Annotated in this window: 18 protein-coding genes; 9 read left to right on the plus strand and 9 right to left on the minus strand. The window is 34.4% G+C overall.

Going from position 1 to position 24,762, the window contains the following annotated elements; all coding sequences use genetic code 11:
• Positions 1-3 precede the first annotated feature (3 nt).
• From NO995_RS10440 to NO995_RS10460, 5 genes are all read left to right on the plus strand, one after another.
• A complete protein-coding gene (locus tag NO995_RS10440) occupies positions 4-1,560 on the plus strand; it encodes a RagB/SusD family nutrient uptake outer membrane protein (RefSeq protein ID WP_375141550.1) in 1,557 nt (518 codons plus the stop codon).
• 17 nt (positions 1,561-1,577) lie between these two features.
• A complete protein-coding gene (locus tag NO995_RS10445; RefSeq protein WP_240572989.1) occupies positions 1,578-2,984 on the plus strand; it encodes a SusE domain-containing protein in 1,407 nt (468 codons plus the stop codon).
• Positions 2,985-3,076: 92 nt separating this feature from the next.
• Positions 3,077-5,965 carry an alpha-amylase family glycosyl hydrolase gene (locus NO995_RS10450; protein ID WP_258227465.1) on the plus strand — a complete coding sequence of 963 codons (2,889 nt, stop codon included), beginning with the start codon at positions 3,077-3,079 and terminating at the stop codon, positions 5,963-5,965.
• Positions 5,966-6,205: 240 nt separating this feature from the next.
• A complete protein-coding gene (locus NO995_RS10455; protein ID WP_258227466.1) occupies positions 6,206-7,033 on the plus strand; it encodes a universal stress protein in 828 nt (275 codons plus the stop codon).
• 218 nt (positions 7,034-7,251) lie between these two features.
• A complete protein-coding gene (locus tag NO995_RS10460; RefSeq protein ID WP_258227467.1) occupies positions 7,252-8,103 on the plus strand; it encodes a hypothetical protein in 852 nt (283 codons plus the stop codon).
• A 12-nt stretch (positions 8,104-8,115) separates the two neighbouring features.
• Here NO995_RS10460 and NO995_RS10465 read toward each other — a convergent pair whose 3' ends face one another.
• The 3 genes from NO995_RS10465 to NO995_RS10475 are packed head-to-tail and all read right to left on the minus strand — an operon-like array spanning position 8,116 to position 11,008.
• Positions 8,116-9,192, minus strand: coding sequence for a DUF481 domain-containing protein (locus NO995_RS10465; protein WP_258227468.1), 1,077 nt, complete (start codon positions 9,190-9,192; stop codon positions 8,116-8,118).
• A 29-nt stretch (positions 9,193-9,221) separates the two neighbouring features.
• A complete protein-coding gene (locus NO995_RS10470; RefSeq protein WP_258227469.1) occupies positions 9,222-9,932 on the minus strand; it encodes a PorT family protein in 711 nt (236 codons plus the stop codon).
• Entirely contained in the window at positions 9,929-11,008 is a 1,080-nt protein-coding gene (locus NO995_RS10475) for a hypothetical protein (protein WP_258227470.1), read from the minus strand. The genes NO995_RS10470 and NO995_RS10475 overlap by 4 nt, the downstream gene beginning before the upstream one ends.
• A 320-nt stretch (positions 11,009-11,328) precedes the next feature.
• On the opposite strand from NO995_RS10475, the gene NO995_RS10480 reads away from it, so the two are divergent.
• Positions 11,329-13,017 carry a histidinol-phosphatase HisJ family protein gene (locus NO995_RS10480; protein WP_258227471.1) on the plus strand — a complete coding sequence of 563 codons (1,689 nt, stop codon included), beginning with the start codon at positions 11,329-11,331 and terminating at the stop codon, positions 13,015-13,017.
• A gap of 197 nt (positions 13,018-13,214) precedes the next feature.
• On the opposite strand, the gene NO995_RS10485 is transcribed toward NO995_RS10480, so the two are convergent.
• Together NO995_RS10485 and NO995_RS10490 are read right to left on the minus strand one after the other, a co-directional pair.
• A complete protein-coding gene (locus NO995_RS10485) occupies positions 13,215-13,880 on the minus strand; it encodes a response regulator transcription factor (protein WP_240572981.1) in 666 nt (221 codons plus the stop codon).
• Positions 13,881-13,882: 2 nt separating this feature from the next.
• Positions 13,883-15,556, minus strand: a complete 1,674-nt coding sequence (locus tag NO995_RS10490; protein WP_258227472.1) for a hypothetical protein — start codon at positions 15,554-15,556, stop codon at positions 13,883-13,885.
• 208 nt (positions 15,557-15,764) lie between these two features.
• Here NO995_RS10490 and NO995_RS10495 point away from each other — a divergent pair, with 208 nt between their 5' ends.
• Positions 15,765-16,880, plus strand: a complete 1,116-nt coding sequence (locus NO995_RS10495) for a hypothetical protein (protein ID WP_258227473.1) — start codon at positions 15,765-15,767, stop codon at positions 16,878-16,880.
• A gap of 76 nt (positions 16,881-16,956) precedes the next feature.
• Here the strand turns inward: NO995_RS10495 and NO995_RS10500 are convergent, their stop codons facing one another.
• Genes NO995_RS10500 through NO995_RS10515 form a run of 4 tightly spaced genes read right to left on the minus strand, consistent with a single transcriptional unit; the run spans position 16,957 to position 22,438 of the window.
• Positions 16,957-18,414 (minus strand): lipopolysaccharide biosynthesis protein, encoded by a 1,458-nt coding sequence (locus NO995_RS10500; RefSeq protein WP_258227474.1) that lies wholly within the window; start codon positions 18,412-18,414, stop codon positions 16,957-16,959.
• A complete protein-coding gene (locus NO995_RS10505) occupies positions 18,415-19,692 on the minus strand; it encodes a glycosyltransferase family 4 protein (protein WP_258227475.1) in 1,278 nt (425 codons plus the stop codon).
• Positions 19,685-22,123 carry a YfhO family protein gene (locus NO995_RS10510; RefSeq protein WP_258227476.1) on the minus strand — a complete coding sequence of 813 codons (2,439 nt, stop codon included), beginning with the start codon at positions 22,121-22,123 and terminating at the stop codon, positions 19,685-19,687. Before NO995_RS10510 ends, NO995_RS10505 begins: the two co-directional genes overlap by 8 nt.
• A gap of 30 nt (positions 22,124-22,153) precedes the next feature.
• Positions 22,154-22,438, minus strand: a complete 285-nt coding sequence (locus NO995_RS10515; RefSeq protein WP_258227477.1) for a DUF4834 family protein — start codon at positions 22,436-22,438, stop codon at positions 22,154-22,156.
• 155 nt (positions 22,439-22,593) lie between these two features.
• Here NO995_RS10515 and NO995_RS10520 point away from each other — a divergent pair, with 155 nt between their 5' ends.
• Together NO995_RS10520 and NO995_RS10525 are read left to right on the plus strand one after the other, a co-directional pair.
• The gene (locus NO995_RS10520) at positions 22,594-23,598 is read left to right on the plus strand and encodes a transporter (RefSeq protein ID WP_258227478.1); all 1,005 of its coding nucleotides are present in this window, start codon (positions 22,594-22,596) and stop codon (positions 23,596-23,598) included.
• A 23-nt stretch (positions 23,599-23,621) separates the two neighbouring features.
• On the plus strand, positions 23,622-24,740 hold the full coding sequence (locus NO995_RS10525) for a GNAT family N-acetyltransferase (RefSeq protein ID WP_258227479.1): 1,119 nt from the start codon (positions 23,622-23,624) through the stop codon (positions 24,738-24,740).
• Positions 24,741-24,762: the final 22 nt, after the last annotated feature.

Below are 24,762 nucleotides of genomic sequence, written 5' to 3' on the forward strand. Positions count from 1 at the left end.
ACTATGAAAAAAATGAAAAATAATATATTTAAAATACTACTTGGTTTGGTCTTTATTAGTACTCTAAATATTGGTTGTACCAGCGATTTAGATACCGAACCACTAATTGAGTTGTCTTTGGAAGAACTCTTATCTCAAGATCCAAAAGCTGTTGAAGGTATTTTATCTCGTCTTTATGGTTCGTTTGCCCTTTCGGGTGCAGATGGTCCTGAGAGTTCAGATATTAGTGATAATGCCGGAGAATCTCCCTTTTTAAGGGGAATTGTTAACCTTCAGGATTTCGCTGCCGATGGCATGAAAAACCGTTGGGGTGATAATGGTTTAGACCAATTAACTACAACTAGTGACTGGACTCCGGAAAATAAATTCTTCAGATATTTATACAACAGAATTTTCTTCACAGTTCCACAGTGTAACAACCTGTTAGCCATTTTACCTAATGTGGATGTAGAAAACAAAGAAGTGATAACTTCAGAAGTTCGATTTATCAGAGCTTTAGCATACTACTATTTAATAGATGTATTTGGTAAAGGAGTTTTAGCTACTGAAGAAAATTACGGACAAACCGATCCGTTACCGGAAGCTTCAAGACAAGAATTATTTGATTATGTTGAAGCGGAATTATTAGCTGTCGAACCACTTTTATCATCTGAAAACACTTATGGTCGTGCGACTAAAGGTGCTGCCCAAATGTTATTAGCTAAATTGTATTTAAATGCGGAAGTTTATACTGGAACTGCAAAATATGCTGAAGCTGCAACTTATGCTAATAAAGTAATTACAGAAGGTAATTACACACTTGCAAATAATTATGTGAGCCTGTTTTCTGCAGACAACAATACTTCATCAGAAATCATTTTCCCTTTAATTGCAGACTCTCAGGTGAGTCAGAGTTACGGTAATACCACTTATATTGTGAATGGTAACTTAAGCTCAGACACTATGCCACTTGCAGAATTTGGCGCAACCGATGGTTGGGCAGGTCACAGAGCAACAAAAGCCTGGTACGGTCTTTACGGAGATTTAGCAACCTCAACCGACGACAGAGCCAAATTATTCTGGACGGAAGGTCATAACTACGAAATGGACGATTATAAAGAATGGACAGATGGTTATCCTTCTGTTAAATTCAGAAATACTAATGTCTCAGGAAGTTCGTTAGCTTCAAGCTTTTCAAGTACAGACTTTCCGTTATTCAGACTGGCTGATGCTTATTTAATGTATGCAGAATGTGCTATAAGAGATGCTTCCGGAACCGATAAGGGCACCGCGCTTGGATATGTAAACGATGTAAGAACACGTTCTCATGCCAGCACTGTTTCTTCTGGTGATTTAACGCTGGACTTTATAATTGATGAAAGAGGAAGAGAACTAAATTTAGAAGGACACAGACGTACCGACTTAATCCGCTTTGGAATGTTTACAGGCAGTTCTTATATATGGCCTTGGAAAGGTGGTGTAAAAAATGGTGCTTCTATTCCATCAACTTATAATGTATACCCTATTCCATCTTCTGCATTACAAGCCAATCCTAACTTAAGCCAAAATCCAGGTTATTAAAAACTAAACTAATTATTATGAAATATATAAAATTTTTATCGCTTTTAATTTTAGCCGCTATTGGCTTTACTTCTTGTGATCAGGAAGACGATTTAGTGTTTGTTGCTAAAGTACCTGAAGAAGGTATAAGCTTTTCAAATATGTTTTTAGAAGAATATACGCTAACTACAGCTACTTCTAAAAATATTGGTGAACGTTTTACTTGGGAGGACGCCTATTTCGGAGTTCCTACCAACATTGAATATGAATTACAAAACTCCCTTTCAGGAGATTTTACAGATGCCACAGTTGTTGCTACTACAGATGGTAATGAGCTTTCTATCACTATTGGAAATATGCTAACTTATGCCACTGCTGCAGGTCTTGACAACGATCCGAATACAGATAACCCAAATTCAGGAGAACTTTACTTTAGACTTATGGCTTCTCCTGGTACCGATGGCGGATTACCTGTTTACACCGAAACTCAAACCTTAAATGTTGTATTACCTGAGGCTGTTACTGGCGGAAGCGCTTACGAAGTTTCTACATGGGGTGTTGTTGGTTCGGGCTACAATAACTGGGGAGCCTTTGCCGATGGAAAATTCTATACCACAGCAACACCGGGTGTTATTGTTTCTTATGTGAACCTAGTTGATGGAGAAATTAAATTCCGTGAAAACAATACTTGGTCGGGTGACTTAGGTGATGCTAATATGGATGGTATTTTAGATGCTGATTCCGATAATAATATTGCGGTTACTGCAGGAGATTATAAAATTACCATTAACACAAACGACAACTCATATACTATAGAAGAATTCTCTTGGGGAATTGTAGGTAGTGGTTTTAATAACTGGGGAAATACTCCTGGGGTTTCAGATGCTAAATTATATTATGATTACACCACAGATACTTTTAAAGCCAGTGTAAAATTATTTGATGGAGAAATTAAGTTTAGAATGAATAATGCCTGGTCTGTAAACTTTGGCGATGCTAACTTAGATGGTATTTTGGATTCGGATAGCGACAACAACATTGCCGTTACTGAAGGGCATTACTTAATAACCTTAGATTTAAAAGACAACTCGTATACTATTCAGGAGTCAAATACTTGGGGTGTTGTAGGATCAGGATACAACAACTGGGGTGGCGACAAATGGGACCATGACGGAGATACAGCAACAGCTGAAGAATTTATATCTGATGCAGCCCTAACGGAAATTCAACCAGGAGTTTGGTTTGCAGAAAACATAACTCTAATTGATGGGTTAATTAAATTCAGACCTGATAATGCATGGAATGGAGATTATGGCGACGCCAATGTAGATAACATTCTAGATCAGGATCCGGACAATAATATTGTCGTGACCGCAGGGAACTATGTTATTAGTATTGATTTCAATGATGCTGAAGGTCCTAAATATTATTTAGGAAAACGATAAAATATGGTGACTAATTCATATTTATAAGTAATGATAAAAGGGTTGTGTTATTGTATAATGATGCAACCCTTTTTGTTTAAACTTTAAACAAAATGAAAAAACTAATACTATTAACACTACTCTTATCTTTTTTTGTTGGTCAGGCTCAAAAACAAAATGTAGATTATAACCTATCGCCAAATCCCTTTAATGAAGACGATAGCATTACCATTACTTTTGATGGTGCTACAATCGACGAATCTGCCTGGGGGGTTACCGATAATGCTTTGTATTTATGGGCATGGTCTTTTGATACAAACTTGTCAAACCAACAAGATTGTCCAACTAACGGAAGTTGGGATAATTCCAATGAATCCAACCGCTTAACATATAACTCCACTGCCGATGAATATACAATTACATTTATCCCTACCACATTTTATAACCGCACAGGTATTGGGCAAATAGGCTTTCTTATTAAAGCTAAAGATGGAACAGTTCAAAAACAATCTCAGGATGTAACCATTAATGTCGGAACATTTCTTGTTTCATTAACCGCTCCAACCTCCAGCACATCCATACTAAACAGTGGAGATAATTTATCTATTGCAGCCAGTAATACGGGAGGAAACGCCGATTATGTTCTAAAAGCCAACAATGTTACTATCGATACTCAAAATGGTTTTTCTTCTTATACTTTTACCCATACAAATATTACTGAAAACACAAATTATTCGTTGGAAGTTACCTTTTCCGGAGAAACCAAAACCAAATCATTTACAGCCATTTTAGACCCTGTTACCGTTTCAGAAATTATGCCTGAAACCTACCAGGACGGCATTACTTACGACGAAAGCGATAATACCAAAGTAACCCTAGTACTTTATGCTCCAGGAAAAGATTTTGTATATGTTGCCGGAAGCTTTAATAACTGGCAACCCGATGCTACATATGCTATGAAACGCGATCCTTCGCGCAACAGTAAATTCTGGATTACTTTATCAGGCTTAACACCCCAACAGATTGAAACCTACCAATACTGGGCAGTTGATAAGACACCCTTAGCAAATTCGCCAGTATTGGTAAAAACTGCAGACCCATATTCTACATTGGTTTTATCTCCTTTTGATGATCCTTATATCCCGGCAAGTTCCTACCCGAATTTACCGGAGTATCCACAAGGACAGGAACGTGAAGTTACGGTTTTACAGACCGGACAAACCGATTACAACTGGCAGGTCAGCAATTTTTCGAAACCTAAAAAAGAAGATTTAATTATTTATGAAGTTCTGGTTCGTGATTTTGATGCAAACAGATCTTTTCAGGATATTATTGATCGCATCGATTATTTCAAAAACCTGAATATTAATGCCATTGAACTTATGCCGGTCATGGAATTTGAAGGCAACGAAAGTTGGGGTTATAACACCGCGTTTCATATGGCTTTAGATAAATTTTACGGTACAGAAGAAAAGTTTAAAGAACTTATAGACACCTGTCATCAAAACGGTATTGCTGTTATTTTAGATCTTGCCTTAAATCATGCTTTTGGAAGAAACCCTATGGTTCGATTATGGATGCAGGATGCCGATGGTGATGGCTGGGGAGATCCGAGTTCTGAAAACCCATATTTTAATCAAACGGCCAAACACTCTTATAATGTAGGTTCCGATTTTAATCATGCTAACGGTTTTACAAAAACATATGCCAAACGCGTGGTAAAACATTGGATTGAAGATTTTAAAATAGACGGTATCCGCTGGGATTTAACCAAAGGATTTACCCAAAATTGTGAAAATAATGAAGGATGTACTAACGATTATAACGCAGACAGAGTAGCAGTTTTAAAAGAATATGCTGACTATAGCTGGAGTTTAGACTCTGATCATTATGTTATTTTTGAACATTTGGGTGCCGACTGGGATGCCAACAGCGATGGAAAAACATCAAGAGATGAAGAAACCGAATGGGCCAACTACAGAATTGATGAAGGTAAAGGTATCATGCTATGGGGTAATTTAAATCACCAGTATAACGAATTGACCATGGGATATACCGGAGACATTACAGAAGTGGGGCACACTTCAAGAGGATATACAAGCCCAAGATTAGTAGGTTATGCCGAAAGCCACGATGAAGAACGTTTAATGTATAAAAACCTTCAATACGGCAATAGTAATGCTGAATACGATGTGACAAATTTGGAAACCGCATTATCAAGAATGTCGGCATTAGGAGCCATCTCGTTAACCATTCCAGGACCAAAAATGATCTGGCACTTTGGCGAATTAGGCATGGAAAACTCCATTTATACCTGTAACAACGGGTCGGTTAATACTGCCGATGATGCTACTGATGGCGATTGTAAACTAGACACCAAACCTCAACCACAATGGACGAACAACTGGCTAGGTAATGCTACTCGAAACAAAATTTATAATGATTGGGCACGAATTAACCATTTGAAAACTAACGAACCTGTTTTTGAAGGAAGCTATACTATTAGTTCAGGAAATCTAACCCCCAGAATTAGCATTTACACAGGTGATGAAAACACCAATGGTGTTGAACTAAAAAACGTAATTGTTATTGCGAATTTTGATGTTACAACACAAGCTATTAATCCAAATTTCCCATATGCAGGTACATGGTACGATTTAATGGATAACAGTGTAATAAATGCTGCAACAACGAGTATTCAGTTAAATCCGGGTGAATTTAAAATTTACGGAAACCAAAGCAGTACATTATCAGTTTCAAATATTGAAAATGCTACGAATTTCAGATTATTTCCAAACCCTGCTACAAACGCATTTAAGGTAAACCAAAACGTTCAACAACTGGAAATATACGATATTACAGGTAAGCTTATTAAACAATATAATGGTAATATAGATTCAGGAACTGAGATTGACATTTCCTATTTATCCAAAAACATTTACCTGATTAAAATAAAAAATGATTCCGGCGATACAGGCTTCGCTAAATTAGTTAAGTTGTAAAACCTGCAATTCACGTCAAAAAAAGAGGATTCTAATTTAAGAATCCTTTTTTTTATGATATCATTCACACTTCATTTCAGGACATCCCGTTTAACAAACAGACTGTATTTCAATCAATTTAACAATTTTCATGTTGAAAATTTGAGAAATTAGAATTATCTTAATAAGATGAATGACATTTGTCATAATTTAAAAAAATATCATTCTCTAACTTTACTACATATTTAAAACTAATTACTCATGAAAAATATACTATTACCCACAGACTTTTCAGACAATGCTTGGAACGCAGTTGTTTACGCTCTTAAGTTGTATGCCGATGAGCCTAGTACATTTTATATTTTAAATACGGTTACCATTCAAACAGCTTCTTATGGTAGTCTTTCCAGTAAATTAAAAGATACTATGAAAAGTAATAGTAAAAAAGAAATGGAAGACCTAAAAAGACTTGTTGAAACTTGCGACCATAATGCCAATCATGAATTTCACTTTCTTCAGGGAACAGAAGATATAGTTACCTGTATGCGTAAAATTGTTCAGCAAAAAGACATAGATCTTATTATTATGGGAACGAGAGGGGCATCTGGTGCTAAAGAGTTTTTCTTTGGTAGCAATACCATTCAAGTAGTAAATCACATTCATGATTGCCCAGTTTTAATTATACCTGAAGATTACGATTTTAATGTGCCAAAACAAGTTGCTTTCCCTACCGATTTTAATCGAGCTTATAGTGAAACGGAATTGGCGCCAATAAAACATTTAGCCGATTTATTTAACTCTAAAATTAGAGTGGTGCACATTAACGTAAAAGAGAAATTAACAGCAAATCAGGAAAAAAATTTAGAACACTTAAAAACACTTTTAGCCGATTACGAGCATAGCTTCCACTGGATGCCAGACTATGCCAATAAAGCTTCAGAAATTAATGATTTTATTGAAGAGCTTAGTATAGATGCTTTAACCATGGTAAATTATAAACACAGTTTTATTGAAGACATTATTAAAGAACCAGTAATCAAACGTATTGGGTTTCATCCTACCGTTCCTTTTCTGGTAATTCCTAAATAAATTCAATTAATAGCAATAGTACATATTTTTCGAGGTCACTCTTGAACAGCATAAAGCAAACTGTCAACCCCTATTTATGTTTGCTTTATGCTTTTTTTTTTATTTGAATATCTTTCAATTTTATCAATAGCCATCTTCATTTTAAACTAAACTATTTCGTACATTTATAATAGTAAGTTTTTGGAAACTATCTCACTAACTATAATTTAGGTTTTATAATGAAAAAGCATTACACATCGATTGTGGTTTGTCTCTTAGGTTTTTTCTTTTTAAATGCTCAAGATACCATTCCTTCTATTTCAACAAACCACAAAAGCGAGTTACCTAATTGGTATACTCATAAATTTGAAATGCATCTTGGTGCTTTTTTCCCTTTAAACAACACTCAGGTTCGTGTTGGAAGTACATCCAGCGGAAAAGGTACCTTATTAGACCTTGAGGATAATTTAGGTTTCTCGAAATATACCACCTCCTTTTTTGGAACATTTTCATGGCAGGCTTCGAAACGTTCGCGTTTTGACTTAAACTATTTTTACCTGAGTCGCTCAACACGTTACATCATAGATAAAGACATTGTTTTTGGTGAAAACACCTATCATGCCGATGCCGAATTAGAGGCGTTTTTTGATACTCAGATTTTACGGTTTTCATATGGTTATGCCATAATAAATAAACCTAAATACCAAATTGGAGCTTTAATCGGGACACATCTTTTATTTGGAAATATTGGACTGAAAGCTGAAACAAATGTTGGCTCAGCTGAAATAAAAGACAACTTAGATTTTACCGCTCCTTTACCTGATTTAGGTATTTGGAATAAATTCCTAATCAGCAGAAAACTGGCCATTTATAGTAACTTTAATTATTTATCTCTTAAAATAAACAATATTAAAGGTCGTATTTTAAGCTACAATGCTTCCCTTTCTTATAATGTAATCCCTAATCTGAATTTAAATTTAGGTTATACCGGACTTAACTTTAGGGTAGATATAGAAAAAGAAAAGCTAAACGGATTTTTAAAATGGGGGTATAATGGTCCAACCATTACCGCTATGTATGCCTTTAAATAAGAATTTTTAATTTTACAGCTCCCAACCAAAAGTGGCCTGAAATACATAATCGTCTTTCGACGCATCTTGTACCGGCTGATTATCGAAGTTATAGGTTACACCAAATTTTATAAAGAAATCTAACGGTAAATCATATTTTAAATCCAAAGTATAATCTACCCTTAAACGATTTTTCTCTGTAATACTTGGATAGGCAATAATATTGGTTAACAAATTGAAATCTTTAACATCAAATAAATTGAGTTCTAAAGAGCCAAATGCCTCCAAACTGTTTCGATTTGTACCAACATCATCGGAGAATCGCTCATTATTTAAAGCCAAACCAGCTGCGGCCCCGAAATACAAATAATTGGTATGAATAAAATAGTTACCAAAACCTACACGATTAGTAAAACGATAATCTATTTTTTGTTCGTCGTTTGCTAAATATTCAGAATTAAAAATAGCCAACATATCATTTTTCAAAAAGTAAGTAAACTTAATATTGGCATCAGTTCTATGAATTTCACTACTGCCATCCTGCTTACTTCTAACAGAATTATAATTCCCTAAAAGCTGCCAGTAATCAGCCGCATACCCCACTGAGCTCCTTACATTCAACTGTCTTAAATTATTGCTTTTCGTTAAATTAAAACCAACTGAAATAGAGGCGTCCAATCGCGATAAAAAACTGGATTTTACCGATTTTATAAAGACTATATCCTGAATACTAACCACTCTTCCATCTCCTACATTGGTTAACTTAACCTTTCCTGTTCCTGAAGCCAAACTAAGTGCTGTATTGTAACGTTCTCCATTTTTCAAGGTTACTAAAAACAACTGTTTCCCGCTAACTTGAGCAACTTCTACCCATGTAATTTTAAAATCGGAATCACTATAATCGGTTTCAACTGCCAAAACTCCATTTTGCATACTCTTTATTTCTCCTACTATGCGATTATTATTTTTAAGGACTAAAGTATCATTCTGAGCCAGAACACTATATCCGAATAATAGAATAACAACTATAATAATTTTACTCAAACCATTAAATACAATTGAACCTTTAGTACGTTTTAAATTAAACTTATACAGACTATTGTCTCCCATAATCTTACTTTTATTAATTTATATTTTTATTATTCCTTTAAATCTTTTCCCTTTCGTCCTAACGGAATATTGGCATAAACCGCCCATTGTTGATGATGCTGCTTTCCTGGTCCATCCATGACATCGCTGAATCCACCATAATAACGAACACCCACCGATGTAGTTTTTAATGGCGCTATATAATAACCAACACCTACAATCCATCCAAAATCCCAAAGGTTTACTACATCCTTAATGTTCCGTTTTAACTCCAAACTACCCTCCGGTGTATCAGCTTCAAAAACATCATTAGCTTTAATTCGCATAGACACATGCGGACCAGCTTCGGCATACACTCCAATAGCTGTTAAATACTGAATGGCCATTGGGATACTTAAATACTTTATTTCTCTGGATACTTTTCCATCGGCGTACAAGGCATCCAAATGTTCATCTCCCAAGGAATACACAGGAATATCTCCAGCGCCACGAGTGTATTTTGCCAACATTTCGGTTTGTGCCCTAAACTTATCACTTATCTTATAATTAAAATTTAAGCCAAGGTTAAATGCATTTAAACTTCCCGATTCCGGGAGATTTGAAATATCATTCCATGAATAATTTAAATGGATTCCGAAAATTAATTTTTCAGAGTTTAAATCGTCTCCAAAAATTAGGCCCAGTAAAATTTGAGCAGGCGCCTTATAGCTTACCAAAAGCGCAAACACAATTAAAACCGAAGTGAAATATTTTTTCATCATTTTTTATTAAATAAACTTTCAAATCTGTAATTCACCATAATTAAAAACGAGGTACGCTTTCCAAAAGTTCCTAACTCAGTTCGAAGTTGCCAGTGTTTGTTATGTTGATACTGTGCTCCAAAAATCAAATTCCAGGGCTTCGCTAATTCCTTATCCAAAGCATATGTTATTTGGGCATCTCCAACATCTACCCCACTTAAATGATCATCTATTTTATCGATTATTTGATTGGCAACTAATTTTTGTCCGGGAGGCAACCCATCCGCCCACTCATGTAAACGATCAATAAAGCCATCCTGAAGCCCTTCGGTTCCGTTAGGAAATAAGTCTTTAATTGTTATGCTTCCGTTGGTATCCCCGTTTATGTTTTGGCGAAAAGCACCAAACCAAACAGCTAAGCCCCGATCTGCTCGACGTGGATTTACAAAATTATGCCCTAAACGAATGTCTAAATTATGAGCTGGTACCGGCTCTACCAATGCCTCTACATTTCCAAAATTAAAATTATTATCAACCACAAAAAACAAAGGGCCAAATCCTCCTGCTACCGTAAAACCAAAACCCGCACTGGTTACACTAAAATGTTGGGTTGTAGAGAAATCAACCGGTCGTACTAAAGGAACAGCTGTACTGGTCGACCCAACTCCAAAAATACCATAGATATTCAAAAATGGTAATACCCACATATCTGGCCTAACTGTATATGCCTCTGTTCTTGCTTCTACCGTTCCGAACTTTATAAAATCACTTAAATCTACAGGCTCTAGATCGTTTAAACCTATCAAGGTTCTTTTAATATTTACATCTTGAACTTGTGTATAATAGGCTGTACTCAATCCATACGTAAATGGCACATCGAATCCTTTTTTATAAGCTTGTTTGGCTAAAATTGGAAATCTATAGGGGTACTCTCGGCTTTGTAAACTATCGTGATAAGCCTTATGGTATGGGTTTAATTCCTTCGATGTATACTGAGCGAAACTATTGTTAGAAATTATTAAAAAGAGACCTGTTAAAGCAATCTTCTTAAAAAACTTAAAAATTGAATTATAACTGAAGCATAATTTACAAGGCATAAGCAATCCATTTTTTCATCTTAAATCTAAGAAAAAAAAGACAATACTTAACACTAAAAACAAGATAACTTGAGATTAATCAAGAATTTACATTTTTAATTCACTAATATGAATTCAACAAAAAAACGTCACCTAATCATTACTCAGATTCAAAAGAAAAGATTATTAAATTCTTAATAAGCCTTTTGTTTAAGACTATTTTTTAAAGTGAAAAAGAATTCTTTTTAAAAAAAATTGAAAAGCACTTTATAATAGTCTATTATTTCATTTCAATAACTAAATTTGCTCCTTTAAACGCAATTTTAAAGCATTTTAGTTTTATGAGAAAACTTAACGAGTTTATTTGGGAAACACACGGTATTCATGCTGGTACAGAACAAGACCACGTAAAGCATGGTATTGATAAATTAGAGGATATTATTGATAAAGCTATTGAAGCCGGTCACCCGAGTATTACCTTTATTATTCACTCCCCTCGCTTAACAAGTTTTCGATATACTGCCGAGCGCGAAACCAATGTAAAATTCATTCGTGGTAACCGTTCGTATTTAAACTACCCAAAACGTATTGCCAACCTTCGTGAAAAATACGAAGGACAAATTAATATTAAATACGGAGTAGAATTAGAATGGATGGGACCTGAATTAGGTTTACAATGGAGCCGTTCTAAAATTTTCCAGGCCGAAGATGCCGATTACGTTATTGGTTCAGTACACTTTGCTCCGGAAGGCTTACCTTACGATGGCTCGAAGGAAGAAGCCTTGGAATTATTAAAACTTCGTGGAAGTCTGGAAGCTTACTGGGATGGTTATTTTAATGAAATGATCCAGATGATTGAATCTTTCGGAGATATGATTCAAATTATTGGTCACATCGATTTACCAAAGCTTAATGTCGATATGCCTGAAGCTTTAATTAATTTTGAAACCAGCTCGCATCCATTAGCAAACAAATTCAGAACCCTTTTAGAGTTAATTGCAGACCGTAACCTAGCGCTTGACGTTAATATGGCTGGTAAGTTTAAAGGTGTTGGCGTTTACCCGGTTCAAAGCATTTTAAGACGCGCTAAAGAATTACAAATTCCGGTTTGTGTAGGTACCGATACGCATCATGTGCGTTACTACGGACTTAACTTTAAAGAAAGTTTAGAATACATTCAGGAGGCTGGTTACGAGAGCTACGTGAGTTACTCGAAATTAATTCCTGAAAACCGTACCATTTACGACGATCACGAACTAAAAGTAAAATACACCGTTTTAAATAAAGGTATTGAGTTATTAAACCAACGTTTAGATACCGAGCAAAGACGTATTATTCCAGATTTTTCATTCGGTGGGTCTTTTTCTGAATTCGTTGATCTTTATAAAGGTTCAACCAGTATGGGCGAATACAATGCCATTAGAATTCGTAAAACCGGGAAATCTATCACGGTAACAAACGAAATTCCTGAAAAACCAACCAAAAAGGTTAACGGACTATTCTCTAAACACTTAGATAAACCAGGGGTTATTTCATCATTATTCAACACTTTAGCTTCTGAAGGTATTAACGTAGAAACGGCGCGTTTAAAATCGAACGACGACGGAACTGCCGAAGCTTTTTTATCTATTAATGGTGATAATGAAAATATAAAAAGCGCTATCGATTTCATTAACGGAACCGATGCCGGAACCTTTACAAATTTAACATATAAAGAAAACGCCGAACTACCAAACTACCACCGCGATGGTGTGTATTTATTGGAAATGGATGGAGTAAATCTAAACTTGGCTTTAAGCGAAAAAGTTATAGTTACGAAACACCATAATGCTCCTGGTGTGTTATTAATCTTATTATCAGCTTTAGCTTCTAAAAATATCAATATTATTGATTTACGATTAGGAAAACTAAACAACGTTGGTTATTCGGCTTTAGCTGTTGACGGTGATAGTAACACCATCAATAACTTATTAAGTAAATTAGGAGATCAATACTACGAAGCGAATCTTATTGAGTTTCACAGTATGTAATTCTGAATCAACTGATATAAAAAACACCTTAGCAATTTATGTTAAGGTGTTTTTTTATGTGGTTAGTTAACTAAAAACAAAAAGCACGCTTAAAAAGACGTGCCCAATGCCTCCCTATGGTAAAAGGATTAATAGCATGACAAACATAAGTCTTTAATGTGGTTCTATTTTATGGAAAACCGTAACCTGATCTCTTTTTATATAAGACCTAAATCTTTAAGAATCGCAACTAAATGAATGGTGTTATTTGCCTTGAAAACATCTTTTAACTTATTGATACGTTTTTCAATAGAACTTAAACTACTTGGAACCATTTTCTTTGATTTGAATAACTGACTTATTTCTCCCTGAGAAAACCCCATAGACAATTGTTTAATCAGTTCTATATCGTAATCGTCAATTTCGAGTTCGTTATTTTGGTTTAGGGCATTTTCAACCTGCGGGGAAAGAAATATGTTCTGATTAGCAACTTGTTTAATGGCCTGCGATAACTCTAAAGCTCCTTTTCGACTTTTACAAACATAGCCATTAACCCCATGAGTGTTAATTAAAGTACGGACCTTTTGCAAACGATCTTCCATAGAATACACGATAATCGGTAACTCCGGAAATTCATCTTTTAAGACCGCTGCCAAATCTTCACCAGACTCTAAAGTAGTATTCTGATAATCTTGTTTAAAAGATAAATCGGTAATTAATAAATCGAAAGGCTCTGCATCTAAAACAGCACGTTTTACTTTTAAATGTGCCTCGTCGCAATATTGTGCCTGAACCACATTGGTTATATCATTTTGATTAAGTATTGAAAGTACGCCCTCGCTTACTACATCGTGATCATCAACTATTAAAACCTTTTTAAACATAATTATACTGAGATTTTTGATTTGAACCCTCTACCCGATTCAGATTCAAAAATAATCGTTCCGTTTATAGATTTTATACGGTTTTCCATATTCTGAATTCCGGTACCCTTCAATAACTGACAACCTTGACCGTTATCACTATATCCAATTTGAATTTTATTGTTCTCATATTTAAAACTCATAACCACATTAGAAGCCTGGCTGTGCTTCTTCATATTTACCATTAATTCCTGAAGCACACGATACAGTGTTATTTTTTTTATGTTATCAATCTGCTCCCATGGCACCTGACTGATTCCTTTTGTGATGATATTTACCGAATTATTACGGTACCCTTGCAATAGGTCTTTTAAAATACTCAGGTAATTTTCATTCAGATCAATTGTACTGTTTTCTTTAGAAATATCTCGGGTTTTAGAATATATGGCTTCCAAATCATCTAGAATATTATCATTGACTTGTGGAGTTGTTTGAAGCTTTGACATGACCTGATACACATCGTTCGCTACCTCGTCATGTACTTTTTTAGAAATTCGCGCTTCTGTTAAATATACCTGTTGTACTTTATCTTTACGGTACTTTACCCTAAGAATCATCATCACAAATCCTGAAATAATCAAAACTAACACCCCTATAGATAAATAAAGCAATTTAAAATTCCTTTCTTTCTGCTTTTCTAATTCGGCAATGGTTAATTCCTGTTCTTTCTCTAATAACTGTTTCTCCTTTTCTGCAACATTGTATCGTATGGCTGCAAACTTATTTTCTCTCAAAAAATGTTCGTTTTCAACCTGTTCTTTCAAATTTACATAGGCACTAAAATCATGATTATGTTCTAAACTCAACTTTAATTTTAAAGCTTCTAACTGATAACTCGGAGTTCCGATTTTATTTCCAATGTTTTGTAACGAATCTATGTATGATTTAGCTTTTACTTTATTTCCTGCATCTAAACAAAACAAAGACAAATGTCTATAACTGGAAAAAAGACCTGATAAAAGCTCACTTTTCTTCCTCATGGCCAAAGCGGCTTTCATAAGCTCTACACCTGAGTTATCTCCTGCTTTTGTTTTATAATAGCCAAGATTGTCAATAAAAACAACTTTTATGCTAATATCTTGTATGGTTAGTGCTTGATTGTAAAGTGGATTTAAAATCTCAACAGCCTTTAAATAATCACCCTGATCGGCAAAATTATTAGCGATGTTTGTAGTAATGGCGATAATATTTTCAGGGTCTTGATTAAGTTCTAATGCCTTATCGAAATATCGATTGGAATTTTCATAATCTTTAAGATTTCTGTAAATAGTCCCTAATTGATTAAATAAACGCTCTCGTGCAGCTTGAGTTTTTGATTGCTCTTCAACCTTATCCAATAGTTTTAAAGATTCAATGATAAGTTGCTCACTTTGGTCGTAAAATCCCATTGTATATTGCCCATAAGCGATTAACTCCAGATTATAAGCTGCTTTTTCAGGTTTATTATCATTTAATGCTTTAGTTGCTTTCTTCTTAAAATAATCGAATGCTTTTGTAGATAGATTAACGTCCTTAAACTCGGTTATCGCTTTATAATAAATTTTGGTACTATCCTGTATTTGTTGTGCCGAAATTTTAAGACAAAATATGCCTAGTAACCCAATGAAAAACAGAAGTAAAAACACTTTTTTATTCATAACTCAAAAATAATGAGTATTCTCTGACTTTACTAACTTTTATTCTCAAAATTCAGTCTTAAAAAGTATTTCTTCACTACAATAAATATTCTTTATTTTCATAAATAAAACACTAATAAACAACGACTTAAACATAACCTTCCTGCTGTATTTTATTTTTGGCACGCTGTTTGTAATTCAATAAGCGTAACATAAAAAACGAGCAATTATGAAAAAGTTTATATTCTTATTAGCAGGTTTAGTCCTTACAGGCTTCACTACTCATGCAGCCACAACCACCAATACAGAACATGCAGAAACAACCATTTATAACAGAGGTTATGGTAATTCTTTCATATTTGTTGAAAACGGTATTGAGTTTTCAGTATTTAGAGATGGACAGTTCGACTTTAACATACTTGGAAACAATTCGCAACTAAACGTATCGGTTGGATCACCAAATTTCAACATCAGTTTTAATTCTGGTTACGATTATAACGCTTATGTGCAATACGATGAATTTGGAGCTATTATTCAAATTGAAAACACACCAATTTATTACGATTACTTTGGTCGCGTATCACAAGTAGGTCATGTAAATATAAATTACAATAACTACGGATTTGTAACCCGTGTTGGTGGACTATATGTTCATTACAACAGATACAACGTGTTTTCGCACTGTACCGGATACATTAATGTATATAACAGACATTATGTATACAGACCTTGGCACAGATACTACAGTATTCCTGCCCGTGATTACTGTGTAGTGTATAACAGACCTTACAGACAGTACTATAAACCTGTACGTTACAAATACCACAGACCGTATTATAACAATTATAGACCAAGAACTTCGGTTGCCAACAGAAATGGTAATACCATTAAAAGAAATAGTGGTTATGCTACTGTTAACAGAAGTCCTAAAAACATAAATTCAAACCGTTATACAGCAGATAACAATAGAAATTATAACAATAAAACGGTTAACAGAAGTTCTAATAGAACCTATCAACCAGACGTTAATCGCAATAATTCTGGAAAGAATAACGTTTATAGAGATAACAAAGCGGTTAGAAATAACAATTCAAGAAATTACGAACAAAATCGAGTAACACAAAAACCAAACAGTAATAATACTCGTATATATAATAACAATAGTAGAGACACAAGAAAGTCCTCTCAAATAGCTCAAAGATCAAATGATAAATCAAGAGCAACACAACAAAGAAGTTCAAATGTTTACCAAGGTTCAAAAAGTAAACCAATGGCATCTAACACGAGAGGTAATAATAGTAAAGAAAATAACAGATCGGCAAATTCACATAACAGACGATCTTAAAATTTTGGTTGGTTAGTTTAGAAATCCCTTCGATATGTTCGCCCTAAAGCAACTTCGAGGGGGTTTCTTTTTTATATTATTTAAGTTTGATAAATCTATCGAGAAGTGAAGAAATATTATCCGATAATTTAAACTTATGAATAACATAAACATAAATCAGCCCAACTAAAGCTGACTTTAAACTAATATTCAAAATCGGGTGAAACGGAAAATCCCAGAAAAAGAATAGAATAACTGCCAAAACTATAACACCACCAGTTTTTAAAGTATTAGCTGTAAATGGTAAAATTTTAAATTTCCTGTAAACAAAAATCAGCTTAATCGTATTGTATAAAAACATTGCTAAAAACGTTGCTAATGCCGCGCCATTTATTCCTAATAACGGGATAAAAATAACATTTAGTAACACCATTAATACCACAAGAATAACCCCAAGTAATAATACCATCCTGTAATAATTGCTGTTGAATAAAATAGCATTATTACTTCCTAAAAGCGCATCGTATAATTTAGCCACACTAATAATAATGACTACAAACAGTGCATCACTAAACTCTTCCGGTATGATGTGATACAACTGCTTTATGTTTAAAACGATTAATAAAAAAATTAATCCGCTAACCACAAATAAGGTAAGTGAACTACGCTTTGATAAATCTTCAAGTGATTTAATATCTTTTTCATTGATATATTTTGCCGATAGTGGCAGCAAAATTTGATGCATTGACCTTTGTGGCACCGCTATAACCGCTGCAATAAAAATTGCCACATTATAATAGGCTATTTCTTCAATAGGAATATAATGACCTAACATTACCTTATCGACATCCAACAATACCGTGGCAATAGAACCTGCAATAATGATTAAAAATGAATACTTTAAAATACTGCTCAGGTTATTCACCTTTTTAAAGGTCAACACCGGCCATTTAATACTGAATGCGTAAAGTTTCATAATTAACATTCGAATAATATAAACCAAAACCAGTCCTTGCATAAACTGTTCAATACCTATAACTTCAAAATGCAACATAAACAAAAGTATCATAGCACCTACTCTATGAAAAACCTCTTTCATAAAATTCCCAAACACGGTTTGCATCTGTACTTTTGCCCAGGCAAAAAACACTTCAAAATACGCTAAGGCTATCGCTATAATAAAGGTATGCCATAAGTAATTTTTAATGATTACATTCTCCTTTGACAGAAATCCGGCAATGGTATCATAACTAAAAATTCCTAAAACAGTTAATGGAATAGTAACTATGATCGGTAGAAAAAGCATCAATGTTAAAAAGCTGTTAAGCGATACTCTTGTTTTAAAAGATGAATAAAACTTGACAATAGTATTATGCACCCCAAAAGCCATTACTGGCATTATAACATAAGCTAACGACAACATATAACCCACCATTCCATAATACTCATCACTCATAAATTTGGTATAGAGGAACAAGGTATTAATAGCTCCAATAAAAAAACCTAAGTAAGTAGAAATGATATTTTTTACAGATTGTGAAGCAACAATACCCATTTAAATCAAATTTGATAGCGATTTGGTTAATGCCTTGCGACTGTATTTTTGCAGACCAATGGCGTGCACTTGTAATTCGTTATTTTTAAATGCCTTATAATGTTCTAAAATAACAGATTTTAATGAACTGTAACTGTTATAGTAAAAGTAGTTACCTGTGTTGGTTTCTTTAATAATGGTCTCGACATCTGAATCTTTAGGACCTAAGGCTATAATTGGTCGATTAGACACCATATACTCAAAAAGCTTTCCTGGAATAATGCATTTGGTTTCGTCTGAATCAATTTCAATAAGCAGCAATAATTGCGATTGCTTTTGATGCTTTATCGCCTTTTGATGTGATACATAGCCTATATTTTTAATACAATTATCTAAACCATATCTATTCATAGATCTTAACACATCTTCACTTACTGCTCCTATTAAATTCAACTGAAAGTCTTTGGCAAAGCCATCACTTTCATTCCTTAAATCGCGTAACACACGCCACAAAACTTCCGGATTACGCTTTGATAATAATGACCCTATATGCGCCAAAGAAAACTTAGAATCCATTGTAAATTCCTCCAAAGGCTCATAATCATAACCATTGGTAATAACATGAACAGGTTTGTTTGTGATTGCTTCAAATTCAGATTTTGTAGTAAAACTGGTTACAATAATTTCATCAGCTGAATTTAAAACTTCCTTTTCTAAAGCCTTATGTTTTTTAGCTGAAGAGGACGTCAATTTTAACTGCTTATGGTATCCAATCGTTGTCCACGGATCTCTAAAATCGGCCAGCCATTTCACGCCTAATTTAGTTTTTAAATGTAAACCAATTAAGTGCATACTATGTGGTGGCCCGGTGGTTATAATAGTTTCAATATGTTCTTTTGAAATATATTCTGAAAGGAACTTAACCGAAGGTTTTACCCATCCTTTACGCGCATCAGGAATAAAAAAGTTTCCACGTACAAACAGCAAAAGTTTTTCAGTTAAACTCTGCTTTTTTTGTTCCGGAATAATCCCCTTACTAATGGCTTTCGACGACTTTTTTGAAAATAACCTCGCCAGTTTATATGGCTCTTTAATCGACTGTTTGATGATTGTTACATCGTTAGAAACTTCTTCTAACAAACTCTCATCAAGAAGTGGATAATTAGGATTTTCAGGAATATAAACTATCGGCTCAACATTAAAATCTGGTAAGTATTTTACAAACTTTAACCAACGTTGAACTCCGGGACCTCCAGCAGGAGGCCAGTAATAGCTTATTATGAGGACTTTTTTAGGCAATAGTTTCCTTTTTCTTTTTAAACTCGTAAAATAATCCACCAACCAATAGCAAAGCAAAAAGTAATGAGCCCGCTAAAGTTATTGTACTTCCGGTTTTCACCACATCCGGGTCGAACTTAAACTCAATTGTATGTTTACCCTCTGGAATTTCCATACCGCGTAACGTATAATCTACACGAATATGCGAAGCCTCTTTACCGTCGATAATCGTTTTCCAACCATTTCCATAATACACTTCTGAAAATACAGCAAAACCATCATTTTTGTTATCCGACTGATATTTTAAATAATTAGGTTGTTGTTCAACCAAAGTTATGGTTGCGGTTGAATCTACTGTGTAGTTTGGAATTTCAGATTTGAAGGTATTTCCAAAATCAACGGTATTCAAAACCGCCTGTTTTTTATTGTCCAACTTATCTAAAGCTAAGATTTCATGGTTAGGATTATCAACGGTTTTAAAACTTTCAATAAACCAGGCATTACCATTAGCTTCATCATTTACATAAGGGAACATCTGTCCTTCTTTATCTTGAGCAATAATATATTTGGTGTTTAATAAATTTAGTACATTCATGTTGTTTTTAGCAACATAAAATTCGAACACATCATTATAGCGGCGTAATTCAGCAGCATTATAACCCGTTAAAGAATTATGGAAATACGAAGGTTTTGATGGCCCCGAAACTAAATCGTAAACTCTAAAATGACTGTCATCCTTTAAAATTTCCTTATCAATCGCATTAGCTGTAAATGGCTTATCGACTTCTCTCGCCGAGACAAAATCGTCATTGTTTACGTAGCGTCTGTCGACACCTACCAAATCAAATAAAATCAAGGCTGCAAAAACAAAAATAACGGTTTGTTGTTTAAACTTCTCTTTTAAGAACATGTAAACCGCTCCGGCTGATAACAGCACCAAAACCAAAGTTCTTATCGTATCGTTAGTAAATAATGTTTTTCTATCGGCCTTTAAAGCTTCAACAAAATCTGGCCCATAATTCTGACGGTAGAATCCATCGTTTACACCAACAAAATCGAATAAGGAAGTCTTAAATAACAAGAATAAAACAGCTATTCCTCCAGTTATACCAACAGTATATTTTAAAGCTTTTAACTTTTCTTCTTTAGTATTTTCGTCTTTAAATAACTTTACCAGTCCGGAAACAGCTAACACCGGAACACACAATTCCAGTAACACCTGAATAGATGTTACTGCTCTAAACTTATTGTAAAGTGGTACATAATCAATAAAGAAATCGGTTAGTAAACTAAAATTCTTTCCGTAAGATAATAGTAATGAAAATACAGTTCCGCCAACCAACCACCATTTTAAACGGCCTTTCACTAAAAACAAAGCCAGTACAAATAAAAATAGTACAACTGCTCCAATATATGCAGGAGCCTCAACTATTGGTTGCTCTCCCCAATACATCGGTGCACGTTTAGCTTCCTGAGCTGCTTGTGTAGTGGTTGCTCCTAACTTTCTAAAAGCATCGTAAGTTGCAGAATCTTTACCAACATCTTCTCCGTTTCCGCCTCCCATAAATCTTGGGATATACAGATTAAATGTTTCGGCTATTCCGTAACTAAATTGTGTAATATAGTCTTTATCTAAACCTGTAGTTGCAACCTTAGGTGAACCATCAGGATTAATAGTTAATTCGCTTTTTCCTCGTTTGCTTTCCTTTACATATTCTTGGGTAGCTAAAATATTCGTAGCATTTAAAGCTATCGATAAAACAACCGCCCCAACTAATACAGCAATAGCTTTAAAATAGTCTGGTAAGGTTTTCCTTTTGTATGCATCAACCAAATAAGCGATTCCTAAAATAATGACCAAAAACATTAAATAGTAAGTCATTTGGAAATGGTTTGCAACCAACTCCAGCCCCATCGCAACAGTTGTCAGTAAAAATCCTCCTAAATATTTTCGCTGAAAAGTTAAAATAATACCACTTAGTACCAATGGCATATAGGCTATAGCATGTGCTTTACTATTATGCCCAACCCCAAGAATAATAATTAAATACGTTGAAAAACCAAAGGCCAAAGCCCCTAAAGCGGCGAGTTTAAAATCGACTTTTAGCACCAAAAGTAAGATGTAAAAGCCTAAAAAATATAGAAATAAATAATCAGCCGGACGCGGAATAAAACGTAAAGCTAAATCTAATTGTTTAATATAATTATGCGGATATTTTGCCCCTAACTGATAAGTAGGCATCCCGGCAAAAGCACTGTCCGTCCAATAGGTTTCGGTACCTGTTGCTTCTCTAAAATCATTTTGTTGCTTACTCATGCCTATATATTGCATGATATCGCTCTGAAAAATTTTCTTTCCTTTTAAAATCGGGTTAAAATATGCTAGCGCAACAATAACAAACCCTAAAATAACTAATAAATGTGGGAGTCCTTTTTTTAATGAAAATTGCATGAAAATGGTTTAAATCAATGAGTGCGAAAATTAGTCAATTTCTTCGTAATCCACGTATTCACCAACCTCTTTATTTGAAGATTTTCTATTTGGCATTTTATCGATAGTTACCTCTCCTTCCTTTTTTGAAGGCTCCTGTTGGCGTTGTTGCTGAAAATTACCAAATTGCCCACCGAATCTTTGTTCTGCTTTTTTAGAAACATATTTTATAAGGAACGGCGTTAATAGCCTTGAAATGATTTTTATTCCGTAATACACAAGAATAATTATCAAAATCATTCGTATCAATCCGTTCACCGATGCTTGCTGTATCATAAAATTCTTTTTAACAAAAATACAATTCTATATGCTTAAAAAACGTTCAAAAATGATAAAAAAACTATAAAATCTCTATATTTGAAATGCCTAAAGCGGTATAAATACTGTATTCGTTTTATCTTTTTGATAATGCGAAAATTAAACTCAACATTATGAAGCTAATCAAATCTACTCTGTTTATTTCACTTAGTTTAATAGCCGCCAAAGGCTTTGCCCAATACACCGACGTTATAAATTCTAACCGACCAGGTGCTTCCAGAAGTGCTTTTTCTGTAGGAACAAATGTCTTGCAATTTGAAGCTGGGCCTTATTTTATAAACGAAAAAAGAACACCTGCACCTAGCTATGAAGTGGAAGGTTTTGGTGTCGATTTTGCTGCGCGTTATGGTTTGTTATGGGAGCAACTGGAGTTATATGTAGAAGGCACTTTTCAAAGTGACACCAAAACATATACTTCGACTATAGACGCTGAAGACAAACGAGCGAACTTCAAATTTTTAACCGTGGGCGCCAAATATTTAGTTTTCGACCCTTATAAAAATGCAGAAGAGGACAAACCTAATTTATACAGTTGGAAAGCTAACCACAAATTTAAATGGAAACATTTAATTCCTGCGGTTTCAGTTTATGCCGGGGTAAATTACGACACCGATAAAAACCCATATACAGCGGTGGGTATTGAAGGTTTTAGCCCTAAAGTCATGATTGCAACTCAAAACAATTTTGCAGGCGGTTTTGTGTTCATTACAAACTTTATTAAAGACCGTATTGGTACAGATCAATCCGACTTTCAATATATTTTAACCTTAACCCACTCCTTTAGTCCAAAATGGGTTATTTTTGCAGAAACACAAGGGATAAAAAGCGATTTCTATGCCGACAATCTGTTTAGATTTGGTGGAGCCTATTTGTTAAGTGAAAACTTTCAGCTAGACACAGCCATGACTTTAAACACAAAAGATACCCCATCTGTATTTGGTGTCAATTTTGGAATGTCGTACCGTTTAGATTTTCACCAGGACCCATATAAGGAAATTGATAACGGGACATCGGCTGAAGATGAAGGCCAACGCAGATCTCGCCGAAATAAAAACAAGAAAGGAGATTCCGACTTGATTAATTCAAAACAAAAACGCGAAACCGTAGACTTTAATTAATCCTGCGGCTTTAAAAGCACTTTATGATTACAATAAAAGAAGTTAAAACTAAAAAAGATTTAAAAGACTTTGTTAAGTTTCCATTTAAGCTTTACAAAGACTCAAAATATTGGGTACCACCCATCATTTCAGAAGAAGCCAAAACGTTCGATGTTAACGAAAATCCTGTTTTTAACGATGCAGAAGCCACATTGTTTTTAGCTTATAAGAATAATGAAATTGTAGGGCGAGTTTCTGCCATGATAAACTGGCTTGAGGTTAATGGCCAAAACGTAAAAAAAATGCGCTTTGGCTGGTTCGATTTTATCGACGATTTAGAGGTCTCTAAAGCCTTGTTAAATAAAGTTGAAGAAATAGGCCGCTCTCATGGTTTAGAATATGCTGAAGGTCCAGTTGGTTTTTCAAATTTAGACAAAGTTGGTGTTATGTATGACGGATTTGAAAACAGAGCTACCATGGTTACCTGGTACAACCATCCTTATTATATAAAGCACTATGAAGCCTTAGGTTACAATATTGAAAAATCGTATTCTGAAAGTAGCTTTTCTTTTGATGTTGTAGATCCTAAAGTATTTTTAAAACTCAACGATATTGTTACCAGGAGGTATCAGCTAAAAGCGTTAAACTTCACTAAAACTTCTGAAGTGATGCCTTATGTAGATCGTATGTTCGATTTGTTTAACGACACCTATGCTAAACTATCGTCTTTCGTTGCCGTTACCGATATTCAAAAAGAATATTTTAAAAAGAAATTCATCGGATTTGTCAATCCAGAATACATCAAATTTGTAGTAGATAAAGACGATAACTTAATAGCCTTCGCTGTTGTACTTCCGTCATTCGCTGAAGCTTTACAAAAAGCGAAGGGTAAATTATTTCCTTTTGGATTCGCCCATATTTTACGTGCTAAGAAAAATAGCAAAAGTGCGATTTTCTATTTAATCGGTGTGCATCCCGATTATCAACACAAAGGTGTTCATGCACTAATCTTTAATGAATTTTACGAAACATTCAAGGAAAAAGGTGTTGAAACCTGTGTAAGAACTCCTGAATTAGACGACAATATAGCCATAAGGCAGATTTGGAAACATTTCGATTCTAAAGTTTATGCGCGCAGACGAACGTATAAAAAGAACTTATAACAACAAAAAAACGCCGCTAAAA

The sequence above is a fragment of the Aestuariibaculum sp. M13 genome, assembly GCF_024723255.1.
In the GTDB taxonomy this organism is placed as follows: Bacteria; Bacteroidota; Bacteroidia; order Flavobacteriales; family Flavobacteriaceae; genus Aestuariibaculum; species Aestuariibaculum lutulentum.

Excerpts from the sequence above, each read along its gene's own strand:
- NO995_RS10440 (WP_375141550.1), top strand. The coding sequence starts at position 4 with ATGAAAAAAATGAAAAATAATATATTTAAAATACTACTTGGTTTGGTC.
- NO995_RS10445 (WP_240572989.1), top strand. The coding sequence starts at position 1,578 with ATGAAATATATAAAATTTTTATCGCTTTTAATTTTAGCCGCTATTGGC.
- NO995_RS10450 (WP_258227465.1), top strand. The coding sequence starts at position 3,077 with ATGAAAAAACTAATACTATTAACACTACTCTTATCTTTTTTTGTTGGT.
- NO995_RS10455 (WP_258227466.1), top strand. The coding sequence starts at position 6,206 with ATGAAAAATATACTATTACCCACAGACTTTTCAGACAATGCTTGGAAC.
- NO995_RS10460 (WP_258227467.1), top strand. The coding sequence starts at position 7,252 with ATGAAAAAGCATTACACATCGATTGTGGTTTGTCTCTTAGGTTTTTTC.
- NO995_RS10465 (WP_258227468.1), bottom strand. The coding sequence starts at position 9,192 with ATGGGAGACAATAGTCTGTATAAGTTTAATTTAAAACGTACTAAAGGT.
- NO995_RS10470 (WP_258227469.1), bottom strand. The coding sequence starts at position 9,932 with ATGATGAAAAAATATTTCACTTCGGTTTTAATTGTGTTTGCGCTTTTG.
- NO995_RS10475 (WP_258227470.1), bottom strand. The coding sequence starts at position 11,008 with ATGCCTTGTAAATTATGCTTCAGTTATAATTCAATTTTTAAGTTTTTT.
- NO995_RS10480 (WP_258227471.1), top strand. The coding sequence starts at position 11,329 with ATGAGAAAACTTAACGAGTTTATTTGGGAAACACACGGTATTCATGCT.
- NO995_RS10485 (WP_240572981.1), bottom strand. The coding sequence starts at position 13,880 with ATGTTTAAAAAGGTTTTAATAGTTGATGATCACGATGTAGTAAGCGAG.
- NO995_RS10490 (WP_258227472.1), bottom strand. The coding sequence starts at position 15,556 with ATGAATAAAAAAGTGTTTTTACTTCTGTTTTTCATTGGGTTACTAGGC.
- NO995_RS10495 (WP_258227473.1), top strand. The coding sequence starts at position 15,765 with ATGAAAAAGTTTATATTCTTATTAGCAGGTTTAGTCCTTACAGGCTTC.
- NO995_RS10500 (WP_258227474.1), bottom strand. The coding sequence starts at position 18,414 with ATGGGTATTGTTGCTTCACAATCTGTAAAAAATATCATTTCTACTTAC.
- NO995_RS10510 (WP_258227476.1), bottom strand. The coding sequence starts at position 22,123 with ATGCAATTTTCATTAAAAAAAGGACTCCCACATTTATTAGTTATTTTA.
- NO995_RS10515 (WP_258227477.1), bottom strand. The coding sequence starts at position 22,438 with ATGATACAGCAAGCATCGGTGAACGGATTGATACGAATGATTTTGATA.
- NO995_RS10520 (WP_258227478.1), top strand. The coding sequence starts at position 22,594 with ATGAAGCTAATCAAATCTACTCTGTTTATTTCACTTAGTTTAATAGCC.
- NO995_RS10525 (WP_258227479.1), top strand. The coding sequence starts at position 23,622 with ATGATTACAATAAAAGAAGTTAAAACTAAAAAAGATTTAAAAGACTTT.